The sequence below is a fragment of the Gracilimonas halophila genome, from assembly GCF_042684365.1.
Classification (GTDB): Bacteria; Bacteroidota; Rhodothermia; order Balneolales; family Balneolaceae; genus Gracilimonas; species Gracilimonas halophila.
Genome location: NZ_JBHULI010000003.1, coordinates 165,724 through 190,278, shown reverse-complemented (window position 1 = coordinate 190,278; position 24,555 = coordinate 165,724). Strand labels below are relative to the sequence as shown.

Below are 24,555 nucleotides of genomic sequence, written 5' to 3'. Positions count from 1 at the left end.
GGAGCTCTAATTCAGCACTATAAAATATGCCACTGCTTTAGGCTGAAAACTTCGGAGCCTGAGTTCAAACTGATTTTCTACAAGTTCTATATCAGGAGTAACGAAGCCTGAAGAATCTTCCAGTATTTTGGAGTAAGGCACATATACTTCATAAGGCTTCATTTGTTCAACATCGGCAAATTGTTCGATAGGCACGTCGAATTTAATAGTAACAGAAGATGGATTGTAGTTCACATTCTGACCGCGGGGTAAACCTCTTGTGCGGATATATACCATAGTTTCGCCTTCCGTAAATTCTGAAACATTTGCTGTAAAAGTGACCTTTGTTTCAGATAACTCAATTACGCCTTCATTCTTATTCAGAGATATATTCATCGAAATATCATCTCTTACATCTGAAAGCCTCAATGTGTCATGTACAACCCATTCATCGATCTCTTCTATCATTGATTCAGCGCCGGTTATGGTTATGCTGTCCGGACTAAAAGAAGGGCTACCTACTACTCCAAATCGGTTTTGAAAACTTATCTCTGAGGGAACTTTAACAGGGACTTTCTTGGATACCTTCGGCTCCATATCAATAGAGAGAAGCAGCGGTTGAACTTTGGCTATATCAATTCCCTGTAAGTAACTGAGGCGTTGACGAACCTGATCAAATAAATTTACCTCTCTATTCTCAATGTTAATGACAACCACGGGGGGATCATTATATAAGTTCAACAACTGCCAGCCGTCGCCGGAAACCCCAACCTGAACAAACTCCGGCAGTTCTTCTGTCAGAGCCATATTCTCCGGAATATTACCCGGTTCGATGGGAACATTCACATTAATACTGAAACTCCCGCTCAGGTTTACGATAAACCACAACGAAACCGCCATAATGTATGCCCCGGCAAAAACAATGATCTTTTCGCGGCGCATGAAACTCACTTCAGTTTCTTCAACACCGGGTTTTGTGCCGGATTTTATCAGCCCTTTAAGACGGTCAAATATGTTATTATCTGAGATATCAGCCATAGCCGAATATAGATGCAGGATTAAGGTTAATCAACTAACTGCGCACAATGATATCTGAAATGATATCACCTTTAACTTTGGAGTTCAATTTCTTTGCAATACTAAACCTGTTACCATGGATCTCCTGACGCCATGCAGGATGTTTTACTTTCATCGCCAGTTTATTTCCTTCAAAGTGAAGATCTTCAACTTCTGAGGCCATTCTTGTTCCCACCACGTCTTCAAAAGCAGATAGTATCATGCCTTGCTTCAGTTTTCTTTTCTGCGGAAATTTTTCAAGGAAATCTTCCAGCACCGAACTCAGCGACTTTGGCGGATCAAATCTCATTTCGTAACCTCGCTTACTTTGCCATCTTGCACTTCATAAAACCGATTATCTGTTCCATCAAAGGTAACATAATCTTCGAAAGGAACCGGATTTGCGGAAGTTATGAATATTTGACCTTTATGTTGTTGCAGAGCATCTAATAAGATCTCTGTTTTCTTGGGATCCAGATCTCCAAAAACATCATCCAGCATCAATATGGGGAGATCATCAAGTTCATCGGAATAATAATGAAGCTGAGCAAGTTTAAGGGACAAAGCAAAAAGCCGATGTTGGCCCTGAGATCCAAACCGCCGCAATTCAAAATCATCCAGGTAAAAAATAATCTCATCCCTATGCGGCCCGATCGTCGTTATCTCTCTTTCAATTTCCTTGGACTGTACCTTTTCAAGTTGCTCATAGTATTCCTTCTCGAGGACTTCCACATCGGTGCTCGGTTCACAAAAAGTCTGATATTCAAGATTTGTAGTGAGGTCCATTCCCGATATCATCGCATAATCTTTTTCTAAATAAGCTTTCAGGTTTTCCAGAACTTCATGCCGTTTTGCCACGATCCGTGCTCCGGCTTCCACCAGCTGAACATTCCATGGTTCCAGATAAGCTTCCAATACAGAAAGCGGACCCCGGTATTCTTGTAATAAAGAATTTCGCTGCTTTCTCACTCTTCGGTACTCGATAAGGTCTCTAAGGTAAGCCGGAGAGATCTGGCTGATAAAAGAGTCAATAAATGATCTGCGCTCAGTTGGACCTTCCAGCGTCAGCTTTTTGTCATCCGGGGTGAGGGTAACCACGGGAACCATTCCGATCAGATCCGATAGCCGGTCAAGAGGGGAGTCATTTACAAAGATCTTCTTTCCATCCCCCCGCGAATAGGAACAGGATACATCAAACTCAGAACGAATATTCCCTTCAAAATGCCCCTTTATCATGAAATAGCTTTCATCCTGATTCACAACGTACATATCAGTGCCCGATACAAAACTTCTTGACATACATAAGTAATGTATGGCATCGATCAGGCTTGTTTTCCCGGAACCGTTTGGGCCTGTGATCACATTCAGGTGAGGTGCCCAATCGATCTTGGTGTCAAGATGATTACGGAAATTGAGAAGTTCGGTATGAGTGTTCTGCATGACCTATATGGTACGCATTCTGATGCTTTTTAGCAGATAGTTTTGAAATTAAAAGAGCCGCCCTCAGTAATCAAAGGCGGCTCATAAAAGCTACTACGTATTATGTAAGAGCGATCTCAAAACAATTCCTTACAAATTATTTTAAAAGGATGACGATCGCCTCAATAATCTCAAAGTCCAAACGCATCGTGACCTAAAAATAGTGCCGAGTCTCCTAGTTGTTCTTCAATCCGTATCAACTGATTGTACTTCGCAATTCGGTCCGTTCTGCTCATAGATCCAGTCTTGATCTGTCCCGCGTTGGTTGCCACCGCAAGATCTGCAATGGTTACATCTTCTGTTTCACCTGAACGGTGAGAGATAACAGCTGTATACCCATTCTTATGCGCCATCTCAATGGCATCCAGTGTTTCGGTAATAGTACCGATCTGATTTACCTTGATCAGAATTGAGTTGGCAATACCCCGCTCAATTCCTGTGGCAAGTCGCTCTGTATTGGTTACGAAAAGGTCATCCCCAACAAGCTGAACTTTATCACCTACGGCATCAGTAAGTTTTTTCCAGGCATCCCAATCATTTTCAGCTAAGCCATCCTCGATAGAAATGATCGGGAATTTATCAACCCAATTACTCCAATATTCCACCATAGCGTCGGTATCTTTGGTTGAGCCGTCACTCCATTTGAATTCATACATTCCGGTTTCAGCATTGAAAAACTCGGAGGCTGCCGGGTCAAGTGCGATCAATATATCCTCTTCCGGTATATAACCTGCTTTCTCAATTGCTGTTAATATTACCTCTATCCCTTCTTCATTTGACTTCAGGTTTGGAGCAAATCCACCCTCATCCCCAACAGCTGTTCCATACCCTTTATCAGAAAGTACTTTTTTCAGATTGTGAAAAACTTCAGCACCCATTTGCAAAGCATTGCTAAAAGAGTCAGCTCCGGCAGGCATGATCATAAATTCCTGAAAGTCTACGCTGTTATCAGCATGAGAACCTCCGTTAATAATATTCATCATTGGAAGCGGCATCACTTTAGCATTCACTCCACCTATATATCTCCAAAGAGGCATTCCCAGCTCTTCTGCTGCTGCTTTAGCTATCGCCATTGAAACCCCAAGTATCGCATTTGCCCCCAACTTTGCTTTATTGGGTGTTCCATCAAGGTCAAGTAAGAGATTATCAAGGCCAACCTGATCAAACACTGAAAGACCATTCAATTCCTGAAAAATAATAGTATTTACATTCTCTACTGCTTTAAGAACGCTTTTACCTAAATAATAATCCTTGTCGCCATCGCGCAATTCCACAGCTTCATGTTCACCGGTTGATGCTCCTGAAGGAACTGCTGCTCGTCCTGTTGTCCCGGTTTCAAGGGTTACATCCACCTCTACGGTAGGGTTACCCCGGGAGTCTATCACCTGCCTTGCATGAATGTCTTCAATAAAACTCATTATACGTTCTCCAATTTGTTAGTCAGAATAATTCCTCAAAGGTACTATGATTTAACATGTCCGTAAAGCCATTTCATATCAAGTTTTGTAACTTAGCCGAATACGCAATAAATGGTTTTTTAAAAAACTGAAATACCTAACCAATAAAACTATTCATCTTGCAACAAGATCAACAGCATCCCTGGGTCATCCTTTTTGACATAGACGGGACTCTTTTAACTGTAGACAGCAAATTTAACCGTAGTCATCTTCGCAGGATAATTGATGAACTTGAGATCAACTTTCCGGACATGGAAGGCGAATCTTTCTCCGGAAGAACTGACCATGACATTTTCACCTCCTTTTTGGTGAACCATGATTTTGATGAAAACCTGTATCAGGAATTTAAGATCCGATATCTCGATTACCTGAAAAATCTATTACTAACGAACAAAGATCGAGTAAAAAGACTTGATGACATTGATGAGGCGTTGGAATTCTTCTTTGGCGGGGATTTTATTTGCGGGCTACTTACAGGTAATTATCCACAGGCAGCACAGATCAAGTTAAAAGCTGCAGACATTCATCGCGACTTTTCCTTTGGAGCGTTTGGGGAATTTGAAAAAGATCGTAATAAACTACCTCAGTTAGCCATTAATGAAGTTCAGAAAATTCATGACTTCAATCCCAAGCCTGACCGGTTTTTAATATTGGGCGATACCCCTCGTGATATAATCTGCGCAAAAAATGCCGGAATGAAATGTGTTGCTGTCACAACAGGTAAGTATGGATATAAAGAACTTTCTGAACATGATCCGGATTTGATCATTGACAGTTTAGCTAAACCGAACGAGTGGTTTGGTAAAATCTCAAACACTTGATTTTACTACCACATCCACCCGAACACAAAGCTGAGCTGAGCTGAACCAAAATATTTTCTGGGATCGTTGGCTTGCTCTAGAGGTGCCAGTTCCGTTGTTACAGTTCCATTATTTACATTTAAAACTTCTGCGTAATTAACTCCCGATCCACAAGGATTAAGTGGAGCTTCACCTACTCGATTTAAGTCTGGCTGGCAAGGTTCCAAAACCTGAATTCCATCTGGAAAATAATTCATAGTATATCCAAACTGTACACTTGAGAGATTTGCGAAATTTTCACCGAAATCAATTCCCAGGACAAATTCACCACCCATACCCCAGTGGGTTTCAGAATTATTCCATCCTGTGAAAATATCATTGACCGGTTCTACAATAGGATACAATCGCCCGTCATTTTCACGAAATCCGTTTTCATTAAAGTCATCGAAATAACTGTAAGAGAAAGCAAATGTGGGCCCCGCACTCAATGATGCATATGGTCTAAAGCTATCTGAGATTGCTTTAGGGAAAAACCGTTTTTTGAGGCCAACATGAAAAGGCACAGCTATTACACGCTGGTATTTTTCCGGTATAGTCCGATATCCTAAAAAATCAGTAAACGTTTGCTCGGTTGGGTCCTTTAATCCAGTAACCTTAAGTGTAGCTATACCCTCAGTGTATTGCCCAAGTCCAATCCTTAACTGACCTCCAACCCCTATACCAAAATCACTAAGTGCTAAATTAAAGCCAAACCCTACATTATATCCTTCATCATATAAGTTCCGCGGGTTATCTCTTTCTTCTACCTCAGGCTCTCCAAATTGAGCATAAACCTGATTGGTTTGAAAACATATCAAAAAAGTGGTTATTAATAAGAACAATTTTTTCATCTAAAAAATGGTTTTAAGTGTGTCTGAGGCCTAAATTTGAACAGATAACGAAATTTTCCTGAATTTCTTATTGTCTTAAAGCAATAACCTGTTATTTTCAGCACAAATTTTTGATATACAACATACCTTTAAAATAATTAATTCAAGCTACAAAGCATGAATTCACACACAACTTATTTTGTATTTGGACCAACTGCAACGCTTCGCAGAATGTCATCCAAAATGTTCAAAGAACATCCGCCTAAATTTTTATACGAATATTCTCCTGAAGGTACTTCTGAGACTATATATGTAGCTGTTTATGAGGAATATGAAAAACAGATCAATTCCAGCGTTACATTAACTTGTATTCTGGAAAGTAAAGGAAAACATAATAAAATAGTCCTCAAGAAAACCGGTGGTCGAATGGGCTTCCGTGGAAGTTCCCTCTCAGAAGAGCAAAATGTGGAATCGCACGTAATCGATTTCATTCTTGACTTTTCCAAGCGTCACGGACTCACTCTTCAGGAAGAACAACCTCCTGCCGAAGCAGAAGAAGAATAACCCATGTCTAAAGTTCCATCCGTTTGGACGGTTCTTAGCATGCTGGAATGGGCTACTGATTTCTTTGAGCAAAAACAGGTTAAATCACCTCGATTTAGCATTGAATGGTTATTGGCTCATGTACTTTCCATCAAAAGGTTAGACTTGTATCTGGCTTATGACCGCCCACTTTCTTCAACAGAGTTGGAAGAGCTGCGTCCTATGGTTAAACGCAGGTCAAATCATGAACCTCTCCAATACATAACCGGCGAAATTGACTTTCACCACGTCAAGATCAAAGTTCAGCCCGGAGTTCTCATACCCAGACAAGAAACTGAGCAGTTAGTGGATTGGATACTCGAACTCCATGGCGACGTTGACTCATTAAAAGTACTTGATATCGGAACCGGTTCGGGGTGTATCCCTATTGCTTTAAAACATGCCCGGCCGGGATGGGAAGTTTTTGCAACCGAGATCTCTCAAGAGGCTCTGGACATTGCAAAAAAAAATGCAGAGTACAATAAGACAGATATTTCTTTTCATAAAGATGATCTGTTCCATCCGGAGTCTTTGGAGAATCAAAAGTTTGATCTCATTATTTCAAACCCACCATACATTCACCCCGATGAGAAAAATTCATTAGATGATGAGGTGAAAAACTACGAACCGGAACTTGCTTTGTTCTGTGAGTCAACTCAAAAAATGTACCAAGCTCTTGAAGATCTGTGCTCAAAATATTTGCAGACAAAAGGCTCCGTTTTTTTAGAACTTCATGAAGATCATTCTCAGGAAGTGCTTCACATATTTCAGGAGCACGATTGGGAAGCTATTGTAAAGCATGACTACGGTCAAAAGCCTCGATTTTTAAAAGCAAAAAAGCCTTGATTCTTACTCAAAAATTTCAATAATCCGACAAATTTTATTGGTTTTATATAATGTGGAAAACTTGTGGAAAATAATTTCAAAAATTTACAATCCTTGTTTCATAAAGGTCAATTCAGTGTTACGGCAATATTAAGGGGTGTCAAGCAGTAATTAGGAATTATTTATAGAAATCCATAATCTGCTGAGCAGCAATACTTTAAGTTAAATTTGTCAATGTGGATAACTTTTGCAAAATACATGTACCACCGTTTGACAAGTGCTCAATAAATTGCCATTTTCAAATCAGTACAAAGCCGGAGTTTTAAAAATCTTTGTGGATAACTGGCTTTGGTTTGATCTCACACTTTTAAGCTAACTACCGTAAGGGGGATTTGGAAAATTGCACGAGTTATCGGTTGAATCGGCATGGGAAGACTGCCTAGATATTATTAAAGACAACATCAGTTATCAGAAGTATAAATCTTGGTTTGAACCAATCAAGCCGGTATCCTTGAAGGACAATACACTTACCGTACAAGTGCCTAGTCAGTTTTGGTATGAATGGCTTGAAGAGCACTACTATAATATGCTTCGCTCCACACTTGCAAAAGTACTCGGGCCCGAAGGAAAACTTGAGTACTCTATAGTAATGGAAAAATCTGATCAGTTTGAAAACAACCGATCGGTAAGAATGCCACAGCGACCAATGGGACCCGTGCAACCACAGGAGTCAAATGGATACCCAGAGTATCAACCCGACCGAATTGAAAATCCTTTTGTGATCCCGGGAATCCGCAAGACCAAGATCGACTCAAACCTGAATAATAATTATGTTTTTGAGCGATTTATTGAAGGAGACTGTAATAGACTTGCCCGATCCGCAGCAATGGCCATTGCTGATAATCCGGGAAGTAATTCCTTCAACCCATTTTTTGTTTACGGGCCTACCGGACTTGGGAAAACCCACCTCGTACAAAGCATTGGCAACAAGATCAAAGAAAAATTTGGGGATGAGAAGTCTGTGCTTTATATCTCCTCCGAAGCTTTCACCAACGAATTTGTTCACGCAATCCGGAATAACCGCGCCAGTGAGTTTTCCATGTTCTACCGTAACATCGATGTTTTGATGGTAGATGACATTCAGTTCTTCAGCGGCAAAGAGAAAACACAGGAAGAATTCTTCCATATCTTTAATGCGCTCCATCAGGATGGAAAACAGATCATTCTCAGCAGTGACCGCGCTCCCAAAGATGTTCCTGATATTGAAGAACGCCTGATCTCTCGGTTTGGCTGGGGATTGAGCGCAGATCTAAAAATGCCGGAGTATGAAACGCGATATGCGATCCTTGAACGTAAAGCCAATGACAACGGTATTGAGATCGATCCGCAGATCATTGAATTCATCGCTCATAACTTTAAATCTAACGTACGTGACCTTGAGGGAGCTATCATCAAATTATTAGCTCACGCTTCCCTTCAGAATATTGATGATATTGACCTAGCGATGGCTAAGCGCGTTTTAAAGGATATGGTAAAGGATTCAAACACACAGATCTCTATAGAGCAGATCCAGAATTATGTGTGTGATTATTTCGGTATCGATACCAATAAGGTTCGGGAAAAAACACGGAAACAAGAAATTGTGGAAGCACGGCAGATCGCCATGTATCTCTCCAAGAAGTTCACCAAGTCCAGTTTAAAAACCATTGGTTTACATTTTGGTGGACGCGATCACTCTACCGTAATTCATGCTATTTCAACAGTGGAAGAACGTGTATCAACCAGTGCCAAACACAAGCGGATGGTTGAGGAACTTCATCAGCGAATAGAAGTAGCCAGCCTCTAATTCATGGATACCCTCACCATCAAAGGGATGAAGTTCAGAGCATTTCACGGAGTGCATGAACATGAAAAGAAAGAGGGTAATGATTTTGAGATTGATGTTATCTTTTCCACGGACCTTTCATTGGCGGGAAAATCCGATCAACTTTCCGATGCCATCGATTACACTAAGATCCATACCATCGCTTCTGATGTGATGCACGGAGCTTCCGTAGATCTTATTGAGCACCTTTGTTTTAAAATAGGTTCTGAAATTGAAGCTTCTTTCCCGGATCAAACTAAGTTTGAAGTTATTGTTCGGAAATTAAACCCTCCCCTCTCATCCCAAACTGCATATACTGAAGCGAGGATGTCATGGCCCGCGTAGTGGTTGCCCTGGGTTCTAACCTGAATGATCCTCATCAACAACTTAAAGAAGCAGGGAATTTCCTGGAAGAGATTTCAGATGAGGAAGTTATTAAGTCTTCTATCTACCGCTCGGAACCTGTGGGACCATCAGAAAATGACTTTCTAAATTCGGTAGCCATACTTGAGACTTCTCTGGATCCTGAAGAACTCTTTGAACGGCTCAAGGAGCAGGAAAAGAAACAAGGACGACCTTCCCGTTATCCAAAATGGACCGCCCGCACATTAGATCTGGATATAATTGCCTGGGATAACTTGGTCATTGAAACAGATAGCCTTATCATTCCCCATCAGGAATATAGTCGGCGTTTATTTGTTCTGTTGCCATTAAAAGAGGTTTTACCCGATTGGCACGATCCCGTTTCCGCTCAGCATGTGGATGATCTAATTGAGCAGGCGCCGCTTCTCGAAATTGATAAAACAACATTGAACTGGTAGCTGATGCCCAACCCATATGATTTTATTGCGATTGAAGGTGTGATAGGAGCCGGTAAAACCTCACTGGCTTCCTTATTAGCTGAGCGCAGGAACGCCCGTTTGGTTTTAGAGGAATTTGAAGACAATCCTTTCCTCCCAAAATTTTATGAAGACCGTGAGCGGTATGCCTTTCAAACTCAACTGGCTTTTTTAGCGAGCAGGTTTAAGCAACAGCAGAATATGATGAGTCAGGATCTGTTTCATCAATTGACCATCTCCGATTATATTTTTGATAAAGATCGAATTTTTGCGCGGCTCAATCTCGATCAGGATGAAATGGCCTTGTACGATAACATATTTAGCATCATGACTGGGATTGCCGCTCAACCTGATCTGATCATTTACATTCAATCCTCGGTTGAGCGATTAATGGAAAATATTGAGAATAGAGGCAGAGATTATGAACGTAATATTACACCGGAGTATCTCAAAGAACTCAATGATGCCTACAACCACTTTTTTCACCATTACAGCCGGGCTCCCCTTATTATTCTGAATGCTACGGAGATAGATTTTGTGAATAATAAAGAGCACCTGAGTTATATCGAAGAACAGATCTTTGATAAACCGGTTCGTACCAACACCCACATTCACATTGCACCATAAGCATTATGCTTAAGTTTATATTTTTTACCATCGTGTTTTTCTTTTTGGTGAGATATATCAACCGATTGTTCTTACCTTCCAATAAGCGTCAAAAGAACTTTGATCCCTTTAAAAGCGGATCTGGAAACCCGCGCAATAATATCGATGAAATTGAAGAAGCGGAATACGAAGACCTTTCAAATAAAGACAAATAAAGAGACTCCATGAATTTCGAAGAGAAACTGAATAAAGGATTTGAATTATTACGAGAAAAGGAAATTGATTACGCTCTGGATGTAGCGAGAGAATTACAGGAGGAGCAACCTGATTCTCATGAGGCTTTTTACCTTGAAGCGTTGGTTATGCAGCAACTCAACCAATGGGACATCAGTATGAAAGCCATTGAAAAGGCTTTGGAATTGTCTGATGACAATGCTCCTTATTACAACCTTAGAGGAAATGTGAGGATGCAGCTCGAAAAGCTTAAAGAAGCCGAAGAGGATTTCGACAAAGCCATTGAAATTAATGATACTTCAGCTGCACACCGGAATAAAGTTATGCTGATGCTGATGACGGATCGCGGACAGGAAGCTATTCCTTATCTTATTAACCGTATCAAGGAAGATCCCAAAGATGCTGAGAACTGGATTCTTATGGGAGACATGATCAACAAAGGCGGCCAACCTGATAAAGCGCGGACCTATTACGAACAAGCTCTCAAGATCGATCCTGATAACGAATACGCTAAGCGACAGCTGGAAACAGAAGAATAAAACTATTGGCTTGGCAGGCTCGTCTCACTGTTGAAGAAGAGCAATTCGCCTAAGCTTGAAGTATATCTGAACGGATGTACACTCAGAAAAACCCATTCATTAATTTGGATGGGTTTTTTTATGGAAACCATTGAATTTTGAGAACTAAAAACGCTATCTTTGTCGCCCTTCCAATTACCAATGCTCACGTGGCGGAACTGGTAGACGCGTGCGCTTGAGGGGCGTATGGCCTAACGGCCGTGGAGGTTCGATTCCTCTCGTGAGCACTTAATAATTAAGCCCGTTTCTTATTTAGGAGACGGGCTTTTTTGTTTGATTATTCTTCTGGTCATTTTCATTCATTAATCCCCCAGCCCCGTAGAGACGCGATGCATCGCGTCTCTACGGGGCTGGGCAGATACAACCTTTCTCCTTCTTGACATTATCAATCAAAACAAGTAAATACTATTTAATTAGTAATATACTAACTCATTGATCATGCTTTCTAAATTCATCTCTCCAATTTTGGTATTGATGATCATTTCTATCGGGTGTACAGAAAAAGAAACTACCGAACAAGCTGAACCTGAATTGATCAAGATCGATACTCTATACACTTTTACCGAATTTGATTCCCATAATATCGCACAACCCACAGATGTAGAAATTTTAGATGGTGGGCAAATCCTTGTTTCCGATTACGGAACTGACAAAATTACTTCCTTGAATAAAAATGGAAATATAAACTTTGTTTTCGGGAGAGAAGGACGAGGGCCCGGTGAGTTTCTAAACATCAATGATATATTTGAATTAAACAGCCAAATTATCGTATTCGATAATCACCTGTATAAAATTTCAGTTTTTGATACCCTGAGTAATTTTTTAAATAGTCATACTTTGCCAAAAGATGTCTTCAATAAAGATTTAGCTCTAATTAATGACAGCCTTTATGTAGTTGGTCTTGATGGACTCGAAGATTCTTTATTTCGGATTCAAAGCCTTACTTCAGATTATAAGCTTCAATTTGGAGAGACTCGGCTTAAGAGACAAGGGCGCATAGATATGCAGAAAAATAAAAACCAGCTGAAAACAGGTGAAATACCCGACTTTTACAAAAATAAGGTTAAGCTTCGATCTGACGGAAAATATATTTATGCGTTTTTTGAAGGGTATAGTGAAATGAGTAAATATGATCTTTCAGGTAACTTGGTTTGGAATGAAAAAGTTGAACTTACATTCAATGATGAAATATTTAATCGAGCAGTTGAAAGGGCAAAAACTCATAAGAACCCAAGGTCAATGCCTGGAATAACTTACATTTTAGAATTTAAGCCTTATGAACAGGGCATATATATCTTAACTTCAAGCTCACTGAAAAGAATACAGCAATTCGTTAAGCTTGACCATAATGGCGAAATGAGAACCATTTATACATTACCCGATAGTACAACTGTATACGATTTTGATATCGATTTTGACAATGAAGAAGTTTACTTCACATCATGGAACTATGGTATTGTTGGGAAGGCTGATTTAAAAAATTAACCCTTGACAGGGTTCAAAAAACCAACGATCATTTTAAATCAATCTTCCAACACCTTATGTTATCTAAGATATACTCAGCAATTAGCTCATACTCCTCATAATCTCTTATTACCCGATCATGGTAATTTGGCTGCCAACAAAATTCAGAATTTAACCTTCTACCTTGAATAGTCACTGAAGATTTATAACCCCTCATTATGGAAGCCAAATTTTTTCTTTGGGGACCAAACCGTTTTTGCGAATCAGTTTCAAGATCAACCCCGGTAGAGACACGATGCATCGTGTCTCTACCAGGGTTGGGTTTTGATTCTTTCGTATTAAATTCATTATTCCCAATAATAATGATCCCATGTATATGATCCGGCATGATCACATATTCTCCCAATGTAATATTCATATCTTTACGGATCTTCGGAGTTTTCTTCCATTCAGATTCAGCAATGGATCCAATCTGATTTAATACCATTCTTCCTTTCTCTATTTCACCAAAAAAATGTTCTTTATTCTTCGTACAAATCGTAATAAAATAGGCTCCGGGATTTTTGTAATCCCAATATTCCCACCGGTTAGACTTGAATCTATATTTGCCCCGAAATTTTGACATTGATTACCCGATTCTCTTGTTCTGTCTCAAGATTATAATCTCCTTCAATCATTATATCAAATTGTAATTATCACTGCCCGTAGAGACCCAATGCATCGCGTCTCTACGGGCAGGGAAACATCCTCATTCAATGAATAAATAACTCCACCATAATTCTTGTATCCAATCCGTTGTCTTGAAAAACGCGTAATTGATAATGGGTGACTATTTCAGAAGAAACGAAATCACACCAAACACTTGTTGTAAACAATCCTGACTTAAAGCTATTTTGAGTTAGAAATAATATTTAAGATCGAGATTATGATAAAATTATTATCAATATTAGGACTCATATTGGGTCTCGGAACAACCTCATTATTTGCACAACAAACGGAGAAAAATTTGGAACAAGCAACTTTTGGTGCCGGATGTTTCTGGTGCGTAGAAGCAGTATATGAAATTGTAGAAGGTGTTGAGCGTGTAGAATCCGGATATTCCGGTGGACATGTTGAAAACCCATCATACAAAGAAGTTACCAGCGGTAGAACGGGGCATGCCGAAGTAGCGCGTCTTTATTTTGACCCGGAAGTGATCTCTTATGAAGAATTGCTGGAAGTACTTTGGCATACACACAATCCTACTACCTTAAATCGACAAGGAAATGATATTGGGCCACAATATCGCTCAGTGATCTTCTATCACAATGAAGAACAGAAAGAGATTGCTGAAAAATCGCTGAAAAGAACGGATGAGTCTGATCTTTGGGAAGACCCGATCGTGACCAAGATACAGCCGCTTGAAAATTATTATGTAGCTGAAAATTATCACCAGAATTACTTTGAAAATAACCCTAATGCCGGATATTGTTCAATAGTGATCGCTCCCAAGATCGCAAAGTTCAAGAAAGAGTTTAGCCACCTGTTGAAAGATAATCCTAAGTTCTAGGTCAAATTTTCTGATTTTATTGCTTACGTCATTCCTAAGTCCTGTATTCTTTTTTGTGCAGGGCTTTTTCAATTGCTGTAGCCTCTGTACATTCACACAGCTTAAAATTATTGATTATACTCAGGTATGAAAAAATTATCCTTATTACTACTCTTCGCTCTATGTACACACATGCTTTTTGCTCAGGAAGCTGATACCACAATGACTTTCGAGGAATATCAACCTGAGTCTACCTTGGTGGTACCTGCTGAGGAAGTAACTTCCGCAAAATTCCCATTTATAGATGTTCACAGTCACCTCTGGAGAATGGCTTCAATGGATCTTACCGAAACCACTGCTGAGATGGACGACCTCAATATGAAAGTATTGGTGAATTTAAGCGGCCGATCCGGTCAGAGTTTAAAAGAAATGGTAGATGCTGCCCGGGAACAAGCTCCAGGCCGGTTCGTAGTTTTCGCCAACATTGACTTTGATGAAATTGACGAGCCGGGCTGGACCGAAAGAGCTGTCGCTCAACTTCAGGAAGATTACGATAATGGCGCACGCGGAATAAAGATATTCAAGAATCTGGGGCTTACTGTTTTGGATTCCAATGGAAACCGGGTGCAAACGGACGACCCACGCATTGATCCTGTTTGGGCCAAAGCCGGAGAACTGGGAATACCTGTTCTCATTCACACCGGAGAACCAGCTGAATTTTGGGAACCGATCGATAATACCAATGAACGCTGGCTCGAAATGAAGAACTTTCCTGACCGTCACCGCGGTGATTCAACCCGCTACCCCAGCTGGGAAGTAGTGATGCAGGAACAGTGGAATGTATTTCGTAAGCACCCTGAAACAACTTTCATAAATGCACACTTCGGCTGGATGGCTAATGACCTTGCCCGACTTGGTGATCATCTGGATGAATTTCCAAATGTATATACCGAGACAGCTGCTATCATTGCTGAACTTGGACGTCAGCCGAGATTTGCCAAGCAATTCTTTATCAAATACCAGGATCGTTTGTTATTTGGGAAAGACACCTACCGGCCCGTAGAATTTCATACTTATTTCAGGATATTGGAAAGTGACGACGAGTATTTTGATTATTTTCGAAGACGCCATGCTTTTTGGCAAATGTATGGATTGGATCTTCCCGATGAAGTGTTAAAAAAAGTGTATTATAAAAATGCCCTGAAAATAATACCGGGCATTGATGAATCTTTGTTTGAATCTAATTGATGACCTTTAAATAACGGTACAATGAAAAAACTAATAAAATATCTTTTTATACCAATACTGGCCTTCTTTTTTATGGCCGAATCAGCCTTTGCTCAAGAGCGAGGAAATGACAGTAACAGAGCCAGTCCTAATGCTGCAGTTAGTCAAACTATAGGTACAACTGAAGTCACCATAACCTATGGTCGCCCGGCTCTTAGAGAACGGGGTTATTTTGGTGATGGCACTCCTTTGGCTCCCATTGGGAGTGTATGGAGAACCGGAGCTAATGAATCTACTGCCATAACATTCTCTGATGACGTTATGTTTGGAGGAAAAAGAGTAGAGGCAGGAACCTATTCTTTATATACCATTCCTGGAATGGACGAATGGACGATCATTCTTAATGAAAAGCTTTCTTGGGGAACGCAATATGATGAAGCAGAAGACGTCATTCGTGTTACTGCTGAACCTGGTGAAGGCTCAAATCTGGAGTGGTTCGAGATCTACTTCAATGAGCTGTCTGATACTAAAGCTCATTTAAACCTTCACTGGGGAACTACCCGAGTACCGGTTCCTATTGAAACCATGTAACTATATTACCCCTGCTTAAATTTAAAAAACCCCGTACACTTAACATGTACGGGGTTTTTTATTGGAAAAATTTCCATAAATAAAAAATGGGCAAGCGACCTATATCACGCCGCTACGACCAAATTACCGCTGCTGCATTCCTGCCCTGACGGAGTTCAAAGGGAGCTGGCTGTATAGGACTTGCCCAAGGCTTAAAGATAAGGGTTATTACCCTCCACTATCAAGCCTTTTTTGGTGTATTTATACCTTCCGGATCTATTTTTTTATCTTTTTGAGAAGCCTGAATTATTGTTGTGAGTATTATTCGGTGATGTTCACAATATTCATATCTTTGGAGTTCACTCAAATTTATTCCTATGCCCGAATTTCCCGCTTATATATTACCCTTATTGATTTTCTTTGCACGGATCGCTGATGTTTCTTTAGGTACACTGCGAATTACTATGGTCTCGCGTGGGTACAAATGGGAGTCGGCGATACTCGGATTTTTTGAAGTCTTGATCTGGGTTATCGTGGTTGCACAATTGCTTACCAACCTTGATCACTGGGTAAATTACATTGCCTATGCAGCAGGATTCTCAGCAGGTACTTTTATAGGGCTTTATATTGAAGACAAGATGAAAGTTGGAACCGTTTTGGTACGTATAATAACCCTCCAAAAATCTCATGATATTATAGAAGCACTTAAAGAAGCCGGAGTTGCAGTAACGAGCATGGATGCCAAAGGTGGTTTCAATGATGTAAAAGTGATCTTCACAGTACTCAAAAGAAAGAAACTTAATAAAGTATTTGATATCGTTAAGGAAATAGACTCTGAGGCATTCTTCTCTACAGAAGACGTGAAATACTCGAATAAACATCACGATCATCTCGTTGACCCCGATAGCCGAAGTCCGATTGACCGATTGCTGAGAGTTCGAAAGGGTTTATAATATTCACTCCCCATTCAGCGTAACAACCAGCTTTCTGGACCCACCCTGGTTTCTATGCTCGCATAAATAGATTCCTTGCCAGGTACCCAGGTTGAAACTACCATTTGTGATAGGAATGGAAATTGATGAGCCAAGCAGCGAGCTTTTAATGTGAGAAGTCATGTCGTCGGTTCCCTCTAAAGTATGCTCGTAAAGGGAAGTGTCTTCAGGAACTGCCCGGTTGAAGTGTGATTCAAAATCTCTGCGTACCGAAGGGTCTGCATTTTCGTTGATCGTCAATCCGGCACTGGTATGTTTAATTAAAATGTGTGCAATACCGGTTTTGATGTCTTTGATCTTCGGAATTTCGCGAAGAATCTCATCGGTAACTATGTGGTATCCTCTTGACTTGGGGGTAAGCTTGATCTCTTTTTGTATCCACATGGTCTTGTTATTTGTTGATTCGTTAATCGTGTTAAAAGCACCTCAATTAACAAATAACGATTAACGGTTTTAAAATCTACGCTTCTTCCGTTTCTAATTTCTCCTCAAATGGAGCAATGACTTCATCAACATCTTTGGTTCCCTCAAAATATTCCAATATCTGAAGTAATACCTCATCCACTAAAATATCAGGACAAGAAGCCCCGGAAGTGAGGGCAATTTTTAATGGCTTTTCTGAGCCTGACAACCAGTTCTCTGTTTCCTTCATCGCTTTATCCCATTGATCGAAATGGTTGATCTTATCCTTAGAAAGCTCTCCTTTATCCCGAACGTGATAGGTTGGAAATTTATGCTCAAGGATCTCAACCAGATGCATGGTATTTGATGAATTGTAACCCCCTACAACCAACGCGAGATCTGCATCGGTCTCAGCTAAAGCCAGTGTTGCCGATTGATTCTCATTGGTAGCGTAACACAAGGTGTCTGTGGTGTCAGCAAAGTGGTCAAGGATATCTGCCTCACCATATCTTATGATTGCAGCCTCACGGAGAATCTCCATCACTTCCTGAGTTTCAGTAGCCAGCATAGTAGTTTGATTAATAACCCCAAATCGTACCATATCCTCCAACGGATTGAATCGCGGAGTAGCTTTATGGCCAAAATATTTTTCGAAATCTGAAAGTGGTCTTTCCTCTATAAGGATATCAGCAAGAATCCGCGCTTCCTCGGGATTTAGAACTACCACCACTTCAGAATGATCGGCACTGTGAGAAAAAGTTGCACGTGTTTCTTCATGCTGATGCTTTCCATGAACTACTAAACTGTAATCTTTCTTACCAAGTTGCTTCCCCCGCTTCCAAACCTTCTCCACAAAAGGGCAGGTGGTATTGTATTGATAGGGATCGATACCTACTTCTTTAAGCCGCTCCTGAATTTCCAATGTTGTTCCAAATGCGGGCACGATAACGATATCATCTGAATTCAGAGATGAGATGGGAATGCGTTCAGTGCCATCCGTATCAAATAAAAACTTAACTCCTTTTTTCTGAAGATCTTCATTCACAGTGGGGTTGTGAATCATCTCACTGAGCAGATAAATATTCTTATCCGGGTTTTCAGTGACTGTTCGGTAGGCAATATCGATTGCATTTTCTACACCGTAGCAGAATCCGAAAAAACGGGGAATATAGAAATGCACCGGACCAAAATCGAGCAGCGTGGGCTCAAGGTCCTTTTTCATCGGATCAATGATCTTGGTAGCCTCTTTCACCTTTCGGATTATTGGCGACTGATACATTTCAGGGATATCGAATTTCTTTCGTGCCAATGTTCGTTATTCGTTTGTTGCGTTATTCGTTAATCGTGTAATCGATTTGAGGTTCTTCCACAAAGTTACACTTTGATTTATATATGTAACCAATATATCCGATAATAAGTTTGGTCACCCACTGATCAATTTCTCGATCTCGTCTCTTTCCTTAGGTACATCTGTTAGATTTTCATACCCCTCATCCGTGACCACAATATTATCTTCAATTCTAATTCCTCCGAATTCGTACATCTTCGTGATCTTATCGGCATTCAGGAATTTTGATTGCATATCGTCTTCGAGTGCCGGGATCAACAATGCAGGGATGAAATAAACACCCGGCTCAATAGTGATGACCATTCCCGGCTGAAGGTCGCGGCGAACTCGCAGAAACTTAATTCCCGGACGGTCGATACGCTCCACTCCTTTCGGGTAACCTCCAACATCATGTGTATCCAGTCCCAAAAAGTGTCCCAATCCATGAGGGAAGAACAGAGCAAAAATGTCGTTCTCCATCATGTCATCCACTGAACCTTTTACAATTCCGACATCTTTTAGCCCTTCCATCATGGTTCGGGCAGCCTGCATATGCAGGTCTTCCATCTTCACACCCGTTTCCACTTTCTCTATCGTACTGTTAAGTGCATTCAAAACCGCATCATATACGCCGGCCTGCAGATCAGTAAATTTCCCGTTGGCAGGATAGGTTCGGGTGATATCGGAAGCGTAGCCTTGATACTCATGTCCGGCATCCAATAAAAACAGGACTCCATCTTTAATCTGACTTGTGTTTTCTACATAGTGAAGGATAGCGCCGTTTTTCCCACCGGCGAAGATCCCATTATAGGCATCTTGCTGTAACCCATGTTCGTACTGGATCTTGGTAAACAAAGCCTTTAGTTCATATTCATACATCCCGGGTTTAATGGCTTTCATCACCTCAGTATGAGCCAGATTGTTTACCTTAGCTGACTTACGCATGTATTCCAGCTCTTCATCCGTTTTTATGACACGGCAGTAAGTAAGTGCATCCTGAAGGGTTTCGATATCGGCTTCAAACCCACGATCCAGGTCTTCGATCAGCTCGGCATCGAGATCATTCAGACAATACACCTTATCCGGTTTGATCTCATTCATCACCGTCAATATTTCATTGGTATAATGCAGATGATCCGGCTTATACTGCTCCTGCCATGCTTCCTGTGATTTCACATACCCGTGCCACACTGCAAATTGAGCATCTCTTTTAGGAACAAAAAGATGATATTCTTCCGTCTTTAAGTCGAGAATCAACGCACATTCCGGCTCATTCACACCCGTTAAATACCAGAAATTGGACTCCTGACGAAAAGGGTATTCGTAATCCGTTTCATTTCGATACAGGATCTCAGAACCCTGAATAAAAACGGCACCTTGTTGTCCGTCATCAAATAGTGAGAATAGCTTTTCGCGGTGTTTTTGATGCATCATTGGTCTTTTATAAATGGTTGGGAATGATTTTTAGGACCTGAAGGATACAGAAATACCCAATGAATATCGACCAAACGGCTTAGGAATATTGAAGCAACAGGCGGTAAAATTCTTCCACCAGATCCTCGATATTTATGTCGAGACCGAAGCCGGTTTCATTGGCTAATTCAACTTCCGATCTACCACTGGATGAATGTATTTCCGTGCTCTTATTTTTTTGTTCCGCAAGCCGTTCCAGGGAAGTTGTTAAGAAAGCAGTATTTGCTCCTCCCTCATTCAGCACAACATTCAATCTGGTACCACCATTAGAATTGGCAGCTATACTGACTCCAATTTTTACACCTTCCCCTATCCCAAAAATTCGGTAATAGTGACTGAGAGCAAACTCTTTCGGAAATCCCTCAAAGTTCAAAAATTTTATGGGTTGATGCGGATCACCAAAAAGTTTCCTGCAAGAAGTTGTAGCAAATGCTAATGCTTCATTCTCCAATTTTTCCCCAATAAACGCCCGCTCCTGCCAATACATAAGTGTTTTCTGAACTTGATTATCTGGGGTGAAAGGTTTGGGTATTTCCTCTTGCGGAATGATCTGTGGCCCTTCAATTTTAAACCAAAAATCTAAAACTCCATTGCTTACCAATACAAAAGGTGCTCCTATTTTTTGATTGTATCTTGCCACCTGAATAGCAGCTTTTTCATCAAGTTTAATGTCCGGAGCTTTACATTCTGCCAAAAGAAGCGGCTTAAAGTCCTTATCATAGCAAATGATATCCGTTCGGGATTTGGACTTGTCTCCGGGCAGGTCAACCGGACTTTCAAAAGAAATGCGTGAATTCGAAATTCCTGCCTCCATCGTAAGAAAGTCGATGAGTTTGAGGCGCACCCTTTCCTCGGGCAGATTTACAAATGTCTTTTTAAGAATAGGATTCCGAAGACGTTTTTCTCCGTCCCGGAATTGAAATTGAGGAAAGTGTGATAGGGCTTTACTGAGCAAAATGATCTTGAAGTTATGCGTGAACGGGTAAGTTAACACATAACTTCAAATCGTAAAACTTAAGCTTTAGCTACTTCTTTCCCGTCTTTATCTCCATGCAAACTGCGCTTGATGAAGAACTGCTGTATAATGGAAAGCACATTGAATATGAGGTAGTACAAACTCAGTCCTGCTGCAAAGTTGTTAAAAATGAACAACAACATGACCGGGAAAATGTACTGAAGCACTTTCATCTGTCCTGCCATAGGGCTGCTTCCGCCACCGCCGCTCATTCCGCCGGTAAGTTTACTTTGTACCATCATAGCAGCCGTCATCAATAATACAAAGCCTGCGATCTGGTCACCCAAAAATGGAATCTCGAATGGAAGATTCAGTATATAATCAGGTGCCGATAAGTCACCCGCCCATAGAAATTCTTCCTGGCGGATCTGAATTGAATTCTGAAAATAGCGCCATAAAGTGATGAGGATCGGGAACTGTAATAGATTGGGTAAACAACCACCGAGCGGATTTACCTTGTTCTTCCGATACAGATCCATGGTCGCTTTTTGCTGCTTCTGCGGATTGTCTTTGTACTTCTCCTGTATCTCTTTCATTTGAGGCTGAAGCTCACCCATCGCCGCCATACTTTTGTAACTCTTGTAAGTAAGAGGAGACAGCACCAGTTTCACCAAAGAAGCAAATACAATAATAATGATCCCATAATTAGCAGTGAATCGTGACATAAATTCAAAGAATGGGATCACCATCCAGCGAACAAAAGGATCGGAGAACCAGCGTAACCAGCTCCAACCCACATCAACCATATCATAGGCATGCTCGTCCACTTTGGTAACTTCACGATATTTTAAAGGTCCAAGATAGAGTCGAAAAGAGGTGCTACCCTGATCATCAAGGTTTGTTCTGATAGAAGATGTATATCTGTGATCTGTATTCTGATTATCAATAGCCCCCGTAACTTCTCCTGTAAGTAATGCAGCATCTGTTTGGGATAATGGCTTGATCAGCTGTGTAAAGAATTTAGTTTTAGTAGCAACCCAATCAATGTTACCATTGATCGTAGTTTCGTTACGTCCGGCTTCATCCAGCTTAAATTTTTCGAGTTCACCGCCGGCATATACATAGGCAGCCGTTTCAAGTGCATCCTGTGTAGGATCCTTTTCGGTGAAATTCAGAGGTGCGGTCCAGCCAAAATCAACATCACCGCCAATCACATAATCCTGAAGTCCTGAAAACTGGACATCAACATCAATTTCGTAGTTATTACCATTCAATAAATAGGTGATGATAACTTCACGGCCATCCTCAAGCTCCAACTCATAGCGGACTTCCCGTTGTTCACCGGAAGCAATATTAATGGAATTCCCCTGCGTAACTTGACGGAATAGAATGTTTTGAGTTTCTACATTGTAATTTTCAGTGGATAAGAATCCAATATTGTACGCCGATCGTGTGGTATCATCAATAAGCTGAACCGGCCGGCCATCCCAGGTGTTGTATTGATTTAGTAGAAAAGAACTTGGACCTGCACCGCGATTTGTAAACGTAACGGTGTAAAGAGGGGTTGTGACCTCAATTTCAGTTTGTTCAGAAACCGGACTGTTTGCGAATAACCCTCTTACTTCAGGTACATCATCCACATCTTCACTTATGGATGGCTCGCTCCGCTCCTCTTCTTCAGCCTCAGCTTCATCAAGTTGATCTAAAGAATCCTGCTGATTTTGTTCAATACGTGCAAGGCTATCCTGAAGAGCTTGTTCCTGCCGTTGTTGTGCTAATTGTTCTTCGGAAGGCATGGTAAAATAAAACCATCCCAGCATCAGGAAAAAAATTAAAACAAATCCGGTGGCTGTATTCTTATCCAAAAGTAGTGCGTTTTAAAAGGGTGAATTTTTTGACAACAATCGATCACGCAGTTCTTTCAACAATGAAATAACTTCCTGCTGTACCGCTTCGAAGGTGAGATCTGCGCGTTTTGCCATAAAAGCATAGTGTAATCCTATATCAGCTGTTATGGGCAATCCGGTTATGATGTGTTGATTGAGCCGGTAAGCTTCACGCAGCAATCGCTTGGTTCTGACACGCTGCACCGCTTTTCCGATCTTTTTAGGAGCTATAAAGCCAACAAGGATCTTTTTGTCGGCATTGGGATAGGAGGTATAGCGAAGATTTACGTTTTGTGACCTGAGCATTGAGGAACCTGAAAAGAGTTCCTCAAAATTTCGCCGGCCACGTAAAATATGTGACTTTGATAACGTAAATCTACGCTCAGGAGAATCCGTAAGGTTACTTAGCTCCTTTTCTCTCATCACTAACGGTTAGCTTATGACGGCCTTTCTTGCGACGGCTCGCAATGGTTTTGCGTCCGTTTTTACTAGACATGCGTTCGCGAAAACCGTGTTTGTTCTTGCGCTTCTTATTACTTGGTTGATACGTGCGTTTCATGAATCGGGATATTTTATGCGTTCAATTTCTTATCCGAAAAAGGCTTTAAATATAAAGAGAATCTCCCAAAAAACAGAACTATTATTTACACTATCCTCACTTTTTAATCCTATTGCTACAAATCACTATTTATAAGCTTTGCCAAGTTAACTATTTACTTTCTCAATTTTTTATAAGTTATTAAAAACATTGCAACTATTTGGTGAGTCCTTTCATGCTTCAACATATACTAAATAAAAATTTCTGTCTGGCGCTCATACTTTGTTTGAGCATTCCTGATCTTGTTAAGTCCCAAAATTCCATTACAGCAGATTCCATAGCGTGTAAGGCGGCAGACTATTTTGAAGAAGCCAAAGAGGAAGAATCGCTGGCAAGCTACCTGAAAGTGCTTGAGAAAGATCCCGAACATTTTGATGCCCTTTGGCATACCGCACTGCTTTATGCACGTATTGGGTTCCGTATGGACTTGCAAAGAGAAAAGGAAAACTATTATAAACGATCTTTAGACTTTGCTGAGAAAACCTTAGAACTCTATCCCGACAAAGGCTATTCTCATTTTGTATATGCTGTAGCTCAAGGACGTATGTCTGACATTTCAAGTTCAGGCACACGTATCGAGAAATCACATATCATTAAAGAACATGCTGACAAAGCCGTGCAATTACTCCCCGATTATGGTCCAGCATGGCATTTACTTGGTGTCTGGAACAGCAAGATAGCCAATATAGGGTCTGCCCAGCGTTTTGCAGCAGGACTTTTTTCCAGGGGAATACCTGAGGGAGCATCAAATAAAAAAGCAGAAGAACACATCAAGAAGGCACTTGAGTTGAAGCCGGATCAAGCTATTCGTTTTAAGTTTGACCTAGCCCAACACTATGATCGCTCAGGGCAAAAACAAAAAGCCATCGATACTCTTAAGCAAGTTGTACAGGAATCCCCTCAGAATCAGATCGATGAGTGGAACCTGCAACGTGCGAAGAAATTACTTGAAGAACTTTCCTGAA

Annotated in this window: 28 protein-coding genes, 1 tRNA gene and 1 other RNA gene; 16 read left to right on the top strand and 14 right to left on the bottom strand. The window is 40.8% G+C overall.

The genetic code is table 11. The annotated features are described in order from the left end of the window. Positions 1-6 precede the first annotated feature (6 nt). The 4 genes from ACFSVN_RS03615 to eno form a co-directional block, all read right to left on the bottom strand. The gene (locus ACFSVN_RS03615; protein WP_390298748.1) at positions 7-1,017 is read right to left on the bottom strand and encodes a CdaR family protein; all 1,011 of its coding nucleotides are present in this window, start codon (positions 1,015-1,017) and stop codon (positions 7-9) included. 34 nt (positions 1,018-1,051) lie between these two features. Next, entirely contained in the window at positions 1,052-1,345 is a 294-nt protein-coding gene (locus ACFSVN_RS03610; RefSeq protein WP_390298745.1) for a DUF721 domain-containing protein, read from the bottom strand. Continuing rightward, positions 1,342-2,475 (bottom strand): DNA replication/repair protein RecF, encoded by a 1,134-nt coding sequence (gene recF / locus ACFSVN_RS03605; protein WP_390298742.1) that lies wholly within the window; start codon positions 2,473-2,475, stop codon positions 1,342-1,344. The genes ACFSVN_RS03610 and recF overlap by 4 nt, the downstream gene beginning before the upstream one ends. Positions 2,476-2,645: 170 nt before the next feature. Next, the gene (eno, locus tag ACFSVN_RS03600) at positions 2,646-3,932 is read right to left on the bottom strand and encodes a phosphopyruvate hydratase (protein ID WP_390298739.1); all 1,287 of its coding nucleotides are present in this window, start codon (positions 3,930-3,932) and stop codon (positions 2,646-2,648) included. A 158-nt stretch (positions 3,933-4,090) separates the two neighbouring features. On the opposite strand from eno, the gene ACFSVN_RS03595 reads away from it, so the two are divergent. Continuing rightward, positions 4,091-4,792 (top strand): HAD family hydrolase, encoded by a 702-nt coding sequence (locus ACFSVN_RS03595; RefSeq protein ID WP_390298737.1) that lies wholly within the window; start codon positions 4,091-4,093, stop codon positions 4,790-4,792. Positions 4,793-4,797: 5 nt separating this feature from the next. Here ACFSVN_RS03595 and ACFSVN_RS03590 read toward each other — a convergent pair whose 3' ends face one another. Beyond that, positions 4,798-5,661, bottom strand: a complete 864-nt coding sequence (locus ACFSVN_RS03590; RefSeq protein ID WP_390298734.1) for a hypothetical protein — start codon at positions 5,659-5,661, stop codon at positions 4,798-4,800. Between the two features lie 156 nt (positions 5,662-5,817). Here ACFSVN_RS03590 and ACFSVN_RS03585 point away from each other — a divergent pair, with 156 nt between their 5' ends. The 10 genes from ACFSVN_RS03585 (at position 5,818) to ACFSVN_RS03540 (ending at position 12,653) form a co-directional block, all read left to right on the top strand. Continuing rightward, the gene (locus tag ACFSVN_RS03585; protein WP_390298731.1) at positions 5,818-6,204 is read left to right on the top strand and encodes a hypothetical protein; all 387 of its coding nucleotides are present in this window, start codon (positions 5,818-5,820) and stop codon (positions 6,202-6,204) included. 3 nt (positions 6,205-6,207) lie between these two features. Beyond that, positions 6,208-7,068, top strand: a complete 861-nt coding sequence (prmC, locus tag ACFSVN_RS03580) for a peptide chain release factor N(5)-glutamine methyltransferase (protein WP_390298728.1) — start codon at positions 6,208-6,210, stop codon at positions 7,066-7,068. Between the two features lie 379 nt (positions 7,069-7,447). Continuing rightward, positions 7,448-8,893 (top strand): chromosomal replication initiator protein DnaA, encoded by a 1,446-nt coding sequence (gene dnaA / locus ACFSVN_RS03575; protein ID WP_390298725.1) that lies wholly within the window; start codon positions 7,448-7,450, stop codon positions 8,891-8,893. A 3-nt stretch (positions 8,894-8,896) separates the two neighbouring features. After that, positions 8,897-9,256 carry a dihydroneopterin aldolase gene (gene folB / locus ACFSVN_RS03570; protein ID WP_390298722.1) on the top strand — a complete coding sequence of 120 codons (360 nt, stop codon included), beginning with the start codon at positions 8,897-8,899 and terminating at the stop codon, positions 9,254-9,256. Beyond that, a complete protein-coding gene (folK, locus tag ACFSVN_RS03565) occupies positions 9,244-9,732 on the top strand; it encodes a 2-amino-4-hydroxy-6-hydroxymethyldihydropteridine diphosphokinase (RefSeq protein WP_390298719.1) in 489 nt (162 codons plus the stop codon). Before folB ends, folK begins: the two co-directional genes overlap by 13 nt. Before the next feature lie 3 nt (positions 9,733-9,735). Then, a complete protein-coding gene (locus ACFSVN_RS03560; RefSeq protein WP_390298716.1) occupies positions 9,736-10,377 on the top strand; it encodes a deoxynucleoside kinase in 642 nt (213 codons plus the stop codon). A gap of 5 nt (positions 10,378-10,382) precedes the next feature. Next, positions 10,383-10,571 carry a hypothetical protein gene (locus ACFSVN_RS03555; protein ID WP_390298713.1) on the top strand — a complete coding sequence of 63 codons (189 nt, stop codon included), beginning with the start codon at positions 10,383-10,385 and terminating at the stop codon, positions 10,569-10,571. A 9-nt stretch (positions 10,572-10,580) separates the two neighbouring features. Continuing rightward, positions 10,581-11,129, top strand: a complete 549-nt coding sequence (locus tag ACFSVN_RS03550) for a tetratricopeptide repeat protein (protein WP_390298710.1) — start codon at positions 10,581-10,583, stop codon at positions 11,127-11,129. Positions 11,130-11,311: 182 nt separating this feature from the next. Then, positions 11,312-11,395: transfer RNA gene (locus ACFSVN_RS03545), tRNA-Leu, on the top strand. Between the two features lie 247 nt (positions 11,396-11,642). Continuing rightward, positions 11,643-12,653, top strand: a complete 1,011-nt coding sequence (locus tag ACFSVN_RS03540; protein WP_390298707.1) for a 6-bladed beta-propeller — start codon at positions 11,643-11,645, stop codon at positions 12,651-12,653. 28 nt (positions 12,654-12,681) lie between these two features. Here ACFSVN_RS03540 and ACFSVN_RS03535 read toward each other — a convergent pair whose 3' ends face one another. Further along, on the bottom strand, positions 12,682-13,257 hold the full coding sequence (locus ACFSVN_RS03535) for a transposase (protein WP_390298704.1): 576 nt from the start codon (positions 13,255-13,257) through the stop codon (positions 12,682-12,684). Positions 13,258-13,557: 300 nt separating this feature from the next. On the opposite strand from ACFSVN_RS03535, the gene msrA reads away from it, so the two are divergent. From msrA to ACFSVN_RS03520, 3 genes are all read left to right on the top strand, one after another. Beyond that, a complete protein-coding gene (gene msrA / locus ACFSVN_RS03530; RefSeq protein ID WP_390298701.1) occupies positions 13,558-14,181 on the top strand; it encodes a peptide-methionine (S)-S-oxide reductase MsrA in 624 nt (207 codons plus the stop codon). Between the two features lie 126 nt (positions 14,182-14,307). Beyond that, complete coding sequence (locus ACFSVN_RS03525) at positions 14,308-15,408, top strand: amidohydrolase family protein (protein ID WP_390298698.1); 1,101 nt, start codon at positions 14,308-14,310, stop codon at positions 15,406-15,408. A gap of 21 nt (positions 15,409-15,429) precedes the next feature. Further along, positions 15,430-15,978 (top strand): DUF2911 domain-containing protein, encoded by a 549-nt coding sequence (locus ACFSVN_RS03520; protein WP_390298695.1) that lies wholly within the window; start codon positions 15,430-15,432, stop codon positions 15,976-15,978. Positions 15,979-16,063: 85 nt separating this feature from the next. Here ACFSVN_RS03520 and ffs read toward each other — a convergent pair. Next, positions 16,064-16,164: signal recognition particle sRNA small type (ffs, locus tag ACFSVN_RS03515), an RNA gene on the bottom strand. A 170-nt stretch (positions 16,165-16,334) separates the two neighbouring features. Between ffs and ACFSVN_RS03510 the strand changes: the two genes are divergently transcribed. After that, the gene (locus ACFSVN_RS03510) at positions 16,335-16,910 is read left to right on the top strand and encodes a DUF2179 domain-containing protein (RefSeq protein ID WP_390298692.1); all 576 of its coding nucleotides are present in this window, start codon (positions 16,335-16,337) and stop codon (positions 16,908-16,910) included. Between the two features lie 3 nt (positions 16,911-16,913). On the opposite strand, the gene ACFSVN_RS03505 is transcribed toward ACFSVN_RS03510, so the two are convergent. The 7 genes from ACFSVN_RS03505 to rpmH form a co-directional block, all read right to left on the bottom strand. After that, positions 16,914-17,333 carry a secondary thiamine-phosphate synthase enzyme YjbQ gene (locus ACFSVN_RS03505; RefSeq protein WP_390298687.1) on the bottom strand — a complete coding sequence of 140 codons (420 nt, stop codon included), beginning with the start codon at positions 17,331-17,333 and terminating at the stop codon, positions 16,914-16,916. Between the two features lie 76 nt (positions 17,334-17,409). Further along, the gene (ispH, locus tag ACFSVN_RS03500; RefSeq protein WP_390298814.1) at positions 17,410-18,630 is read right to left on the bottom strand and encodes a 4-hydroxy-3-methylbut-2-enyl diphosphate reductase; all 1,221 of its coding nucleotides are present in this window, start codon (positions 18,628-18,630) and stop codon (positions 17,410-17,412) included. 144 nt (positions 18,631-18,774) lie between these two features. Then, positions 18,775-20,112 (bottom strand): aminopeptidase P family protein, encoded by a 1,338-nt coding sequence (locus ACFSVN_RS03495; RefSeq protein WP_390298684.1) that lies wholly within the window; start codon positions 20,110-20,112, stop codon positions 18,775-18,777. A gap of 79 nt (positions 20,113-20,191) precedes the next feature. After that, on the bottom strand, positions 20,192-20,995 hold the full coding sequence (locus tag ACFSVN_RS03490) for a type I restriction enzyme HsdR N-terminal domain-containing protein (protein WP_390298681.1): 804 nt from the start codon (positions 20,993-20,995) through the stop codon (positions 20,192-20,194). A gap of 170 nt (positions 20,996-21,165) precedes the next feature. Continuing rightward, on the bottom strand, positions 21,166-22,971 hold the full coding sequence (gene yidC / locus ACFSVN_RS03485; protein ID WP_390298678.1) for a membrane protein insertase YidC: 1,806 nt from the start codon (positions 22,969-22,971) through the stop codon (positions 21,166-21,168). A gap of 12 nt (positions 22,972-22,983) precedes the next feature. Beyond that, positions 22,984-23,415, bottom strand: a complete 432-nt coding sequence (locus ACFSVN_RS03480) for a ribonuclease P protein component (protein ID WP_390298675.1) — start codon at positions 23,413-23,415, stop codon at positions 22,984-22,986. Then, a complete protein-coding gene (rpmH, locus tag ACFSVN_RS03475; RefSeq protein ID WP_103664365.1) occupies positions 23,393-23,551 on the bottom strand; it encodes a 50S ribosomal protein L34 in 159 nt (52 codons plus the stop codon). The genes ACFSVN_RS03480 and rpmH overlap by 23 nt, the downstream gene beginning before the upstream one ends. A 265-nt stretch (positions 23,552-23,816) precedes the next feature. Here rpmH and ACFSVN_RS03470 point away from each other — a divergent pair, with 265 nt between their 5' ends. Further along, positions 23,817-24,554 (top strand): tetratricopeptide repeat protein, encoded by a 738-nt coding sequence (locus tag ACFSVN_RS03470; RefSeq protein ID WP_390298672.1) that lies wholly within the window; start codon positions 23,817-23,819, stop codon positions 24,552-24,554. Position 24,555: the final 1 nt, after the last annotated feature.

Coding starts and splice junctions, on each gene's coding strand:
- ACFSVN_RS03510 (WP_390298692.1), top strand. CDS start 16,335: ATGCCCGAATTTCCCGCTTATATATTACCCTTATTGATTTTCTTTGCA.
- ACFSVN_RS03550 (WP_390298710.1), top strand. CDS start 10,581: ATGAATTTCGAAGAGAAACTGAATAAAGGATTTGAATTATTACGAGAA.
- ACFSVN_RS03525 (WP_390298698.1), top strand. CDS start 14,308: ATGAAAAAATTATCCTTATTACTACTCTTCGCTCTATGTACACACATG.
- ACFSVN_RS03535 (WP_390298704.1), bottom strand. CDS start 13,257: ATGTCAAAATTTCGGGGCAAATATAGATTCAAGTCTAACCGGTGGGAA.
- ACFSVN_RS03495 (WP_390298684.1), bottom strand. CDS start 20,112: ATGATGCATCAAAAACACCGCGAAAAGCTATTCTCACTATTTGATGAC.
- prmC (WP_390298728.1), top strand. CDS start 6,208: ATGTCTAAAGTTCCATCCGTTTGGACGGTTCTTAGCATGCTGGAATGG.
- recF (WP_390298742.1), bottom strand. CDS start 2,475: ATGCAGAACACTCATACCGAACTTCTCAATTTCCGTAATCATCTTGAC.
- ACFSVN_RS03505 (WP_390298687.1), bottom strand. CDS start 17,333: ATGTGGATACAAAAAGAGATCAAGCTTACCCCCAAGTCAAGAGGATAC.
- ACFSVN_RS03480 (WP_390298675.1), bottom strand. CDS start 23,415: ATGAGAGAAAAGGAGCTAAGTAACCTTACGGATTCTCCTGAGCGTAGA.
- ACFSVN_RS03560 (WP_390298716.1), top strand. CDS start 9,736: ATGCCCAACCCATATGATTTTATTGCGATTGAAGGTGTGATAGGAGCC.
- ACFSVN_RS03590 (WP_390298734.1), bottom strand. CDS start 5,661: ATGAAAAAATTGTTCTTATTAATAACCACTTTTTTGATATGTTTTCAA.
- folK (WP_390298719.1), top strand. CDS start 9,244: ATGGCCCGCGTAGTGGTTGCCCTGGGTTCTAACCTGAATGATCCTCAT.
- ACFSVN_RS03610 (WP_390298745.1), bottom strand. CDS start 1,345: ATGAGATTTGATCCGCCAAAGTCGCTGAGTTCGGTGCTGGAAGATTTC.
- ispH (WP_390298814.1), bottom strand. CDS start 18,630: ATGTATCAGTCGCCAATAATCCGAAAGGTGAAAGAGGCTACCAAGATC.
- ACFSVN_RS03585 (WP_390298731.1), top strand. CDS start 5,818: ATGAATTCACACACAACTTATTTTGTATTTGGACCAACTGCAACGCTT.
- ACFSVN_RS03615 (WP_390298748.1), bottom strand. CDS start 1,017: ATGGCTGATATCTCAGATAATAACATATTTGACCGTCTTAAAGGGCTG.
- ACFSVN_RS03540 (WP_390298707.1), top strand. CDS start 11,643: ATGATCATTTCTATCGGGTGTACAGAAAAAGAAACTACCGAACAAGCT.
- folB (WP_390298722.1), top strand. CDS start 8,897: ATGGATACCCTCACCATCAAAGGGATGAAGTTCAGAGCATTTCACGGA.
- rpmH (WP_103664365.1), bottom strand. CDS start 23,551: ATGAAACGCACGTATCAACCAAGTAATAAGAAGCGCAAGAACAAACAC.
- msrA (WP_390298701.1), top strand. CDS start 13,558: ATGATAAAATTATTATCAATATTAGGACTCATATTGGGTCTCGGAACA.
- ACFSVN_RS03520 (WP_390298695.1), top strand. CDS start 15,430: ATGAAAAAACTAATAAAATATCTTTTTATACCAATACTGGCCTTCTTT.
- eno (WP_390298739.1), bottom strand. CDS start 3,932: ATGAGTTTTATTGAAGACATTCATGCAAGGCAGGTGATAGACTCCCGG.
- ACFSVN_RS03555 (WP_390298713.1), top strand. CDS start 10,383: ATGCTTAAGTTTATATTTTTTACCATCGTGTTTTTCTTTTTGGTGAGA.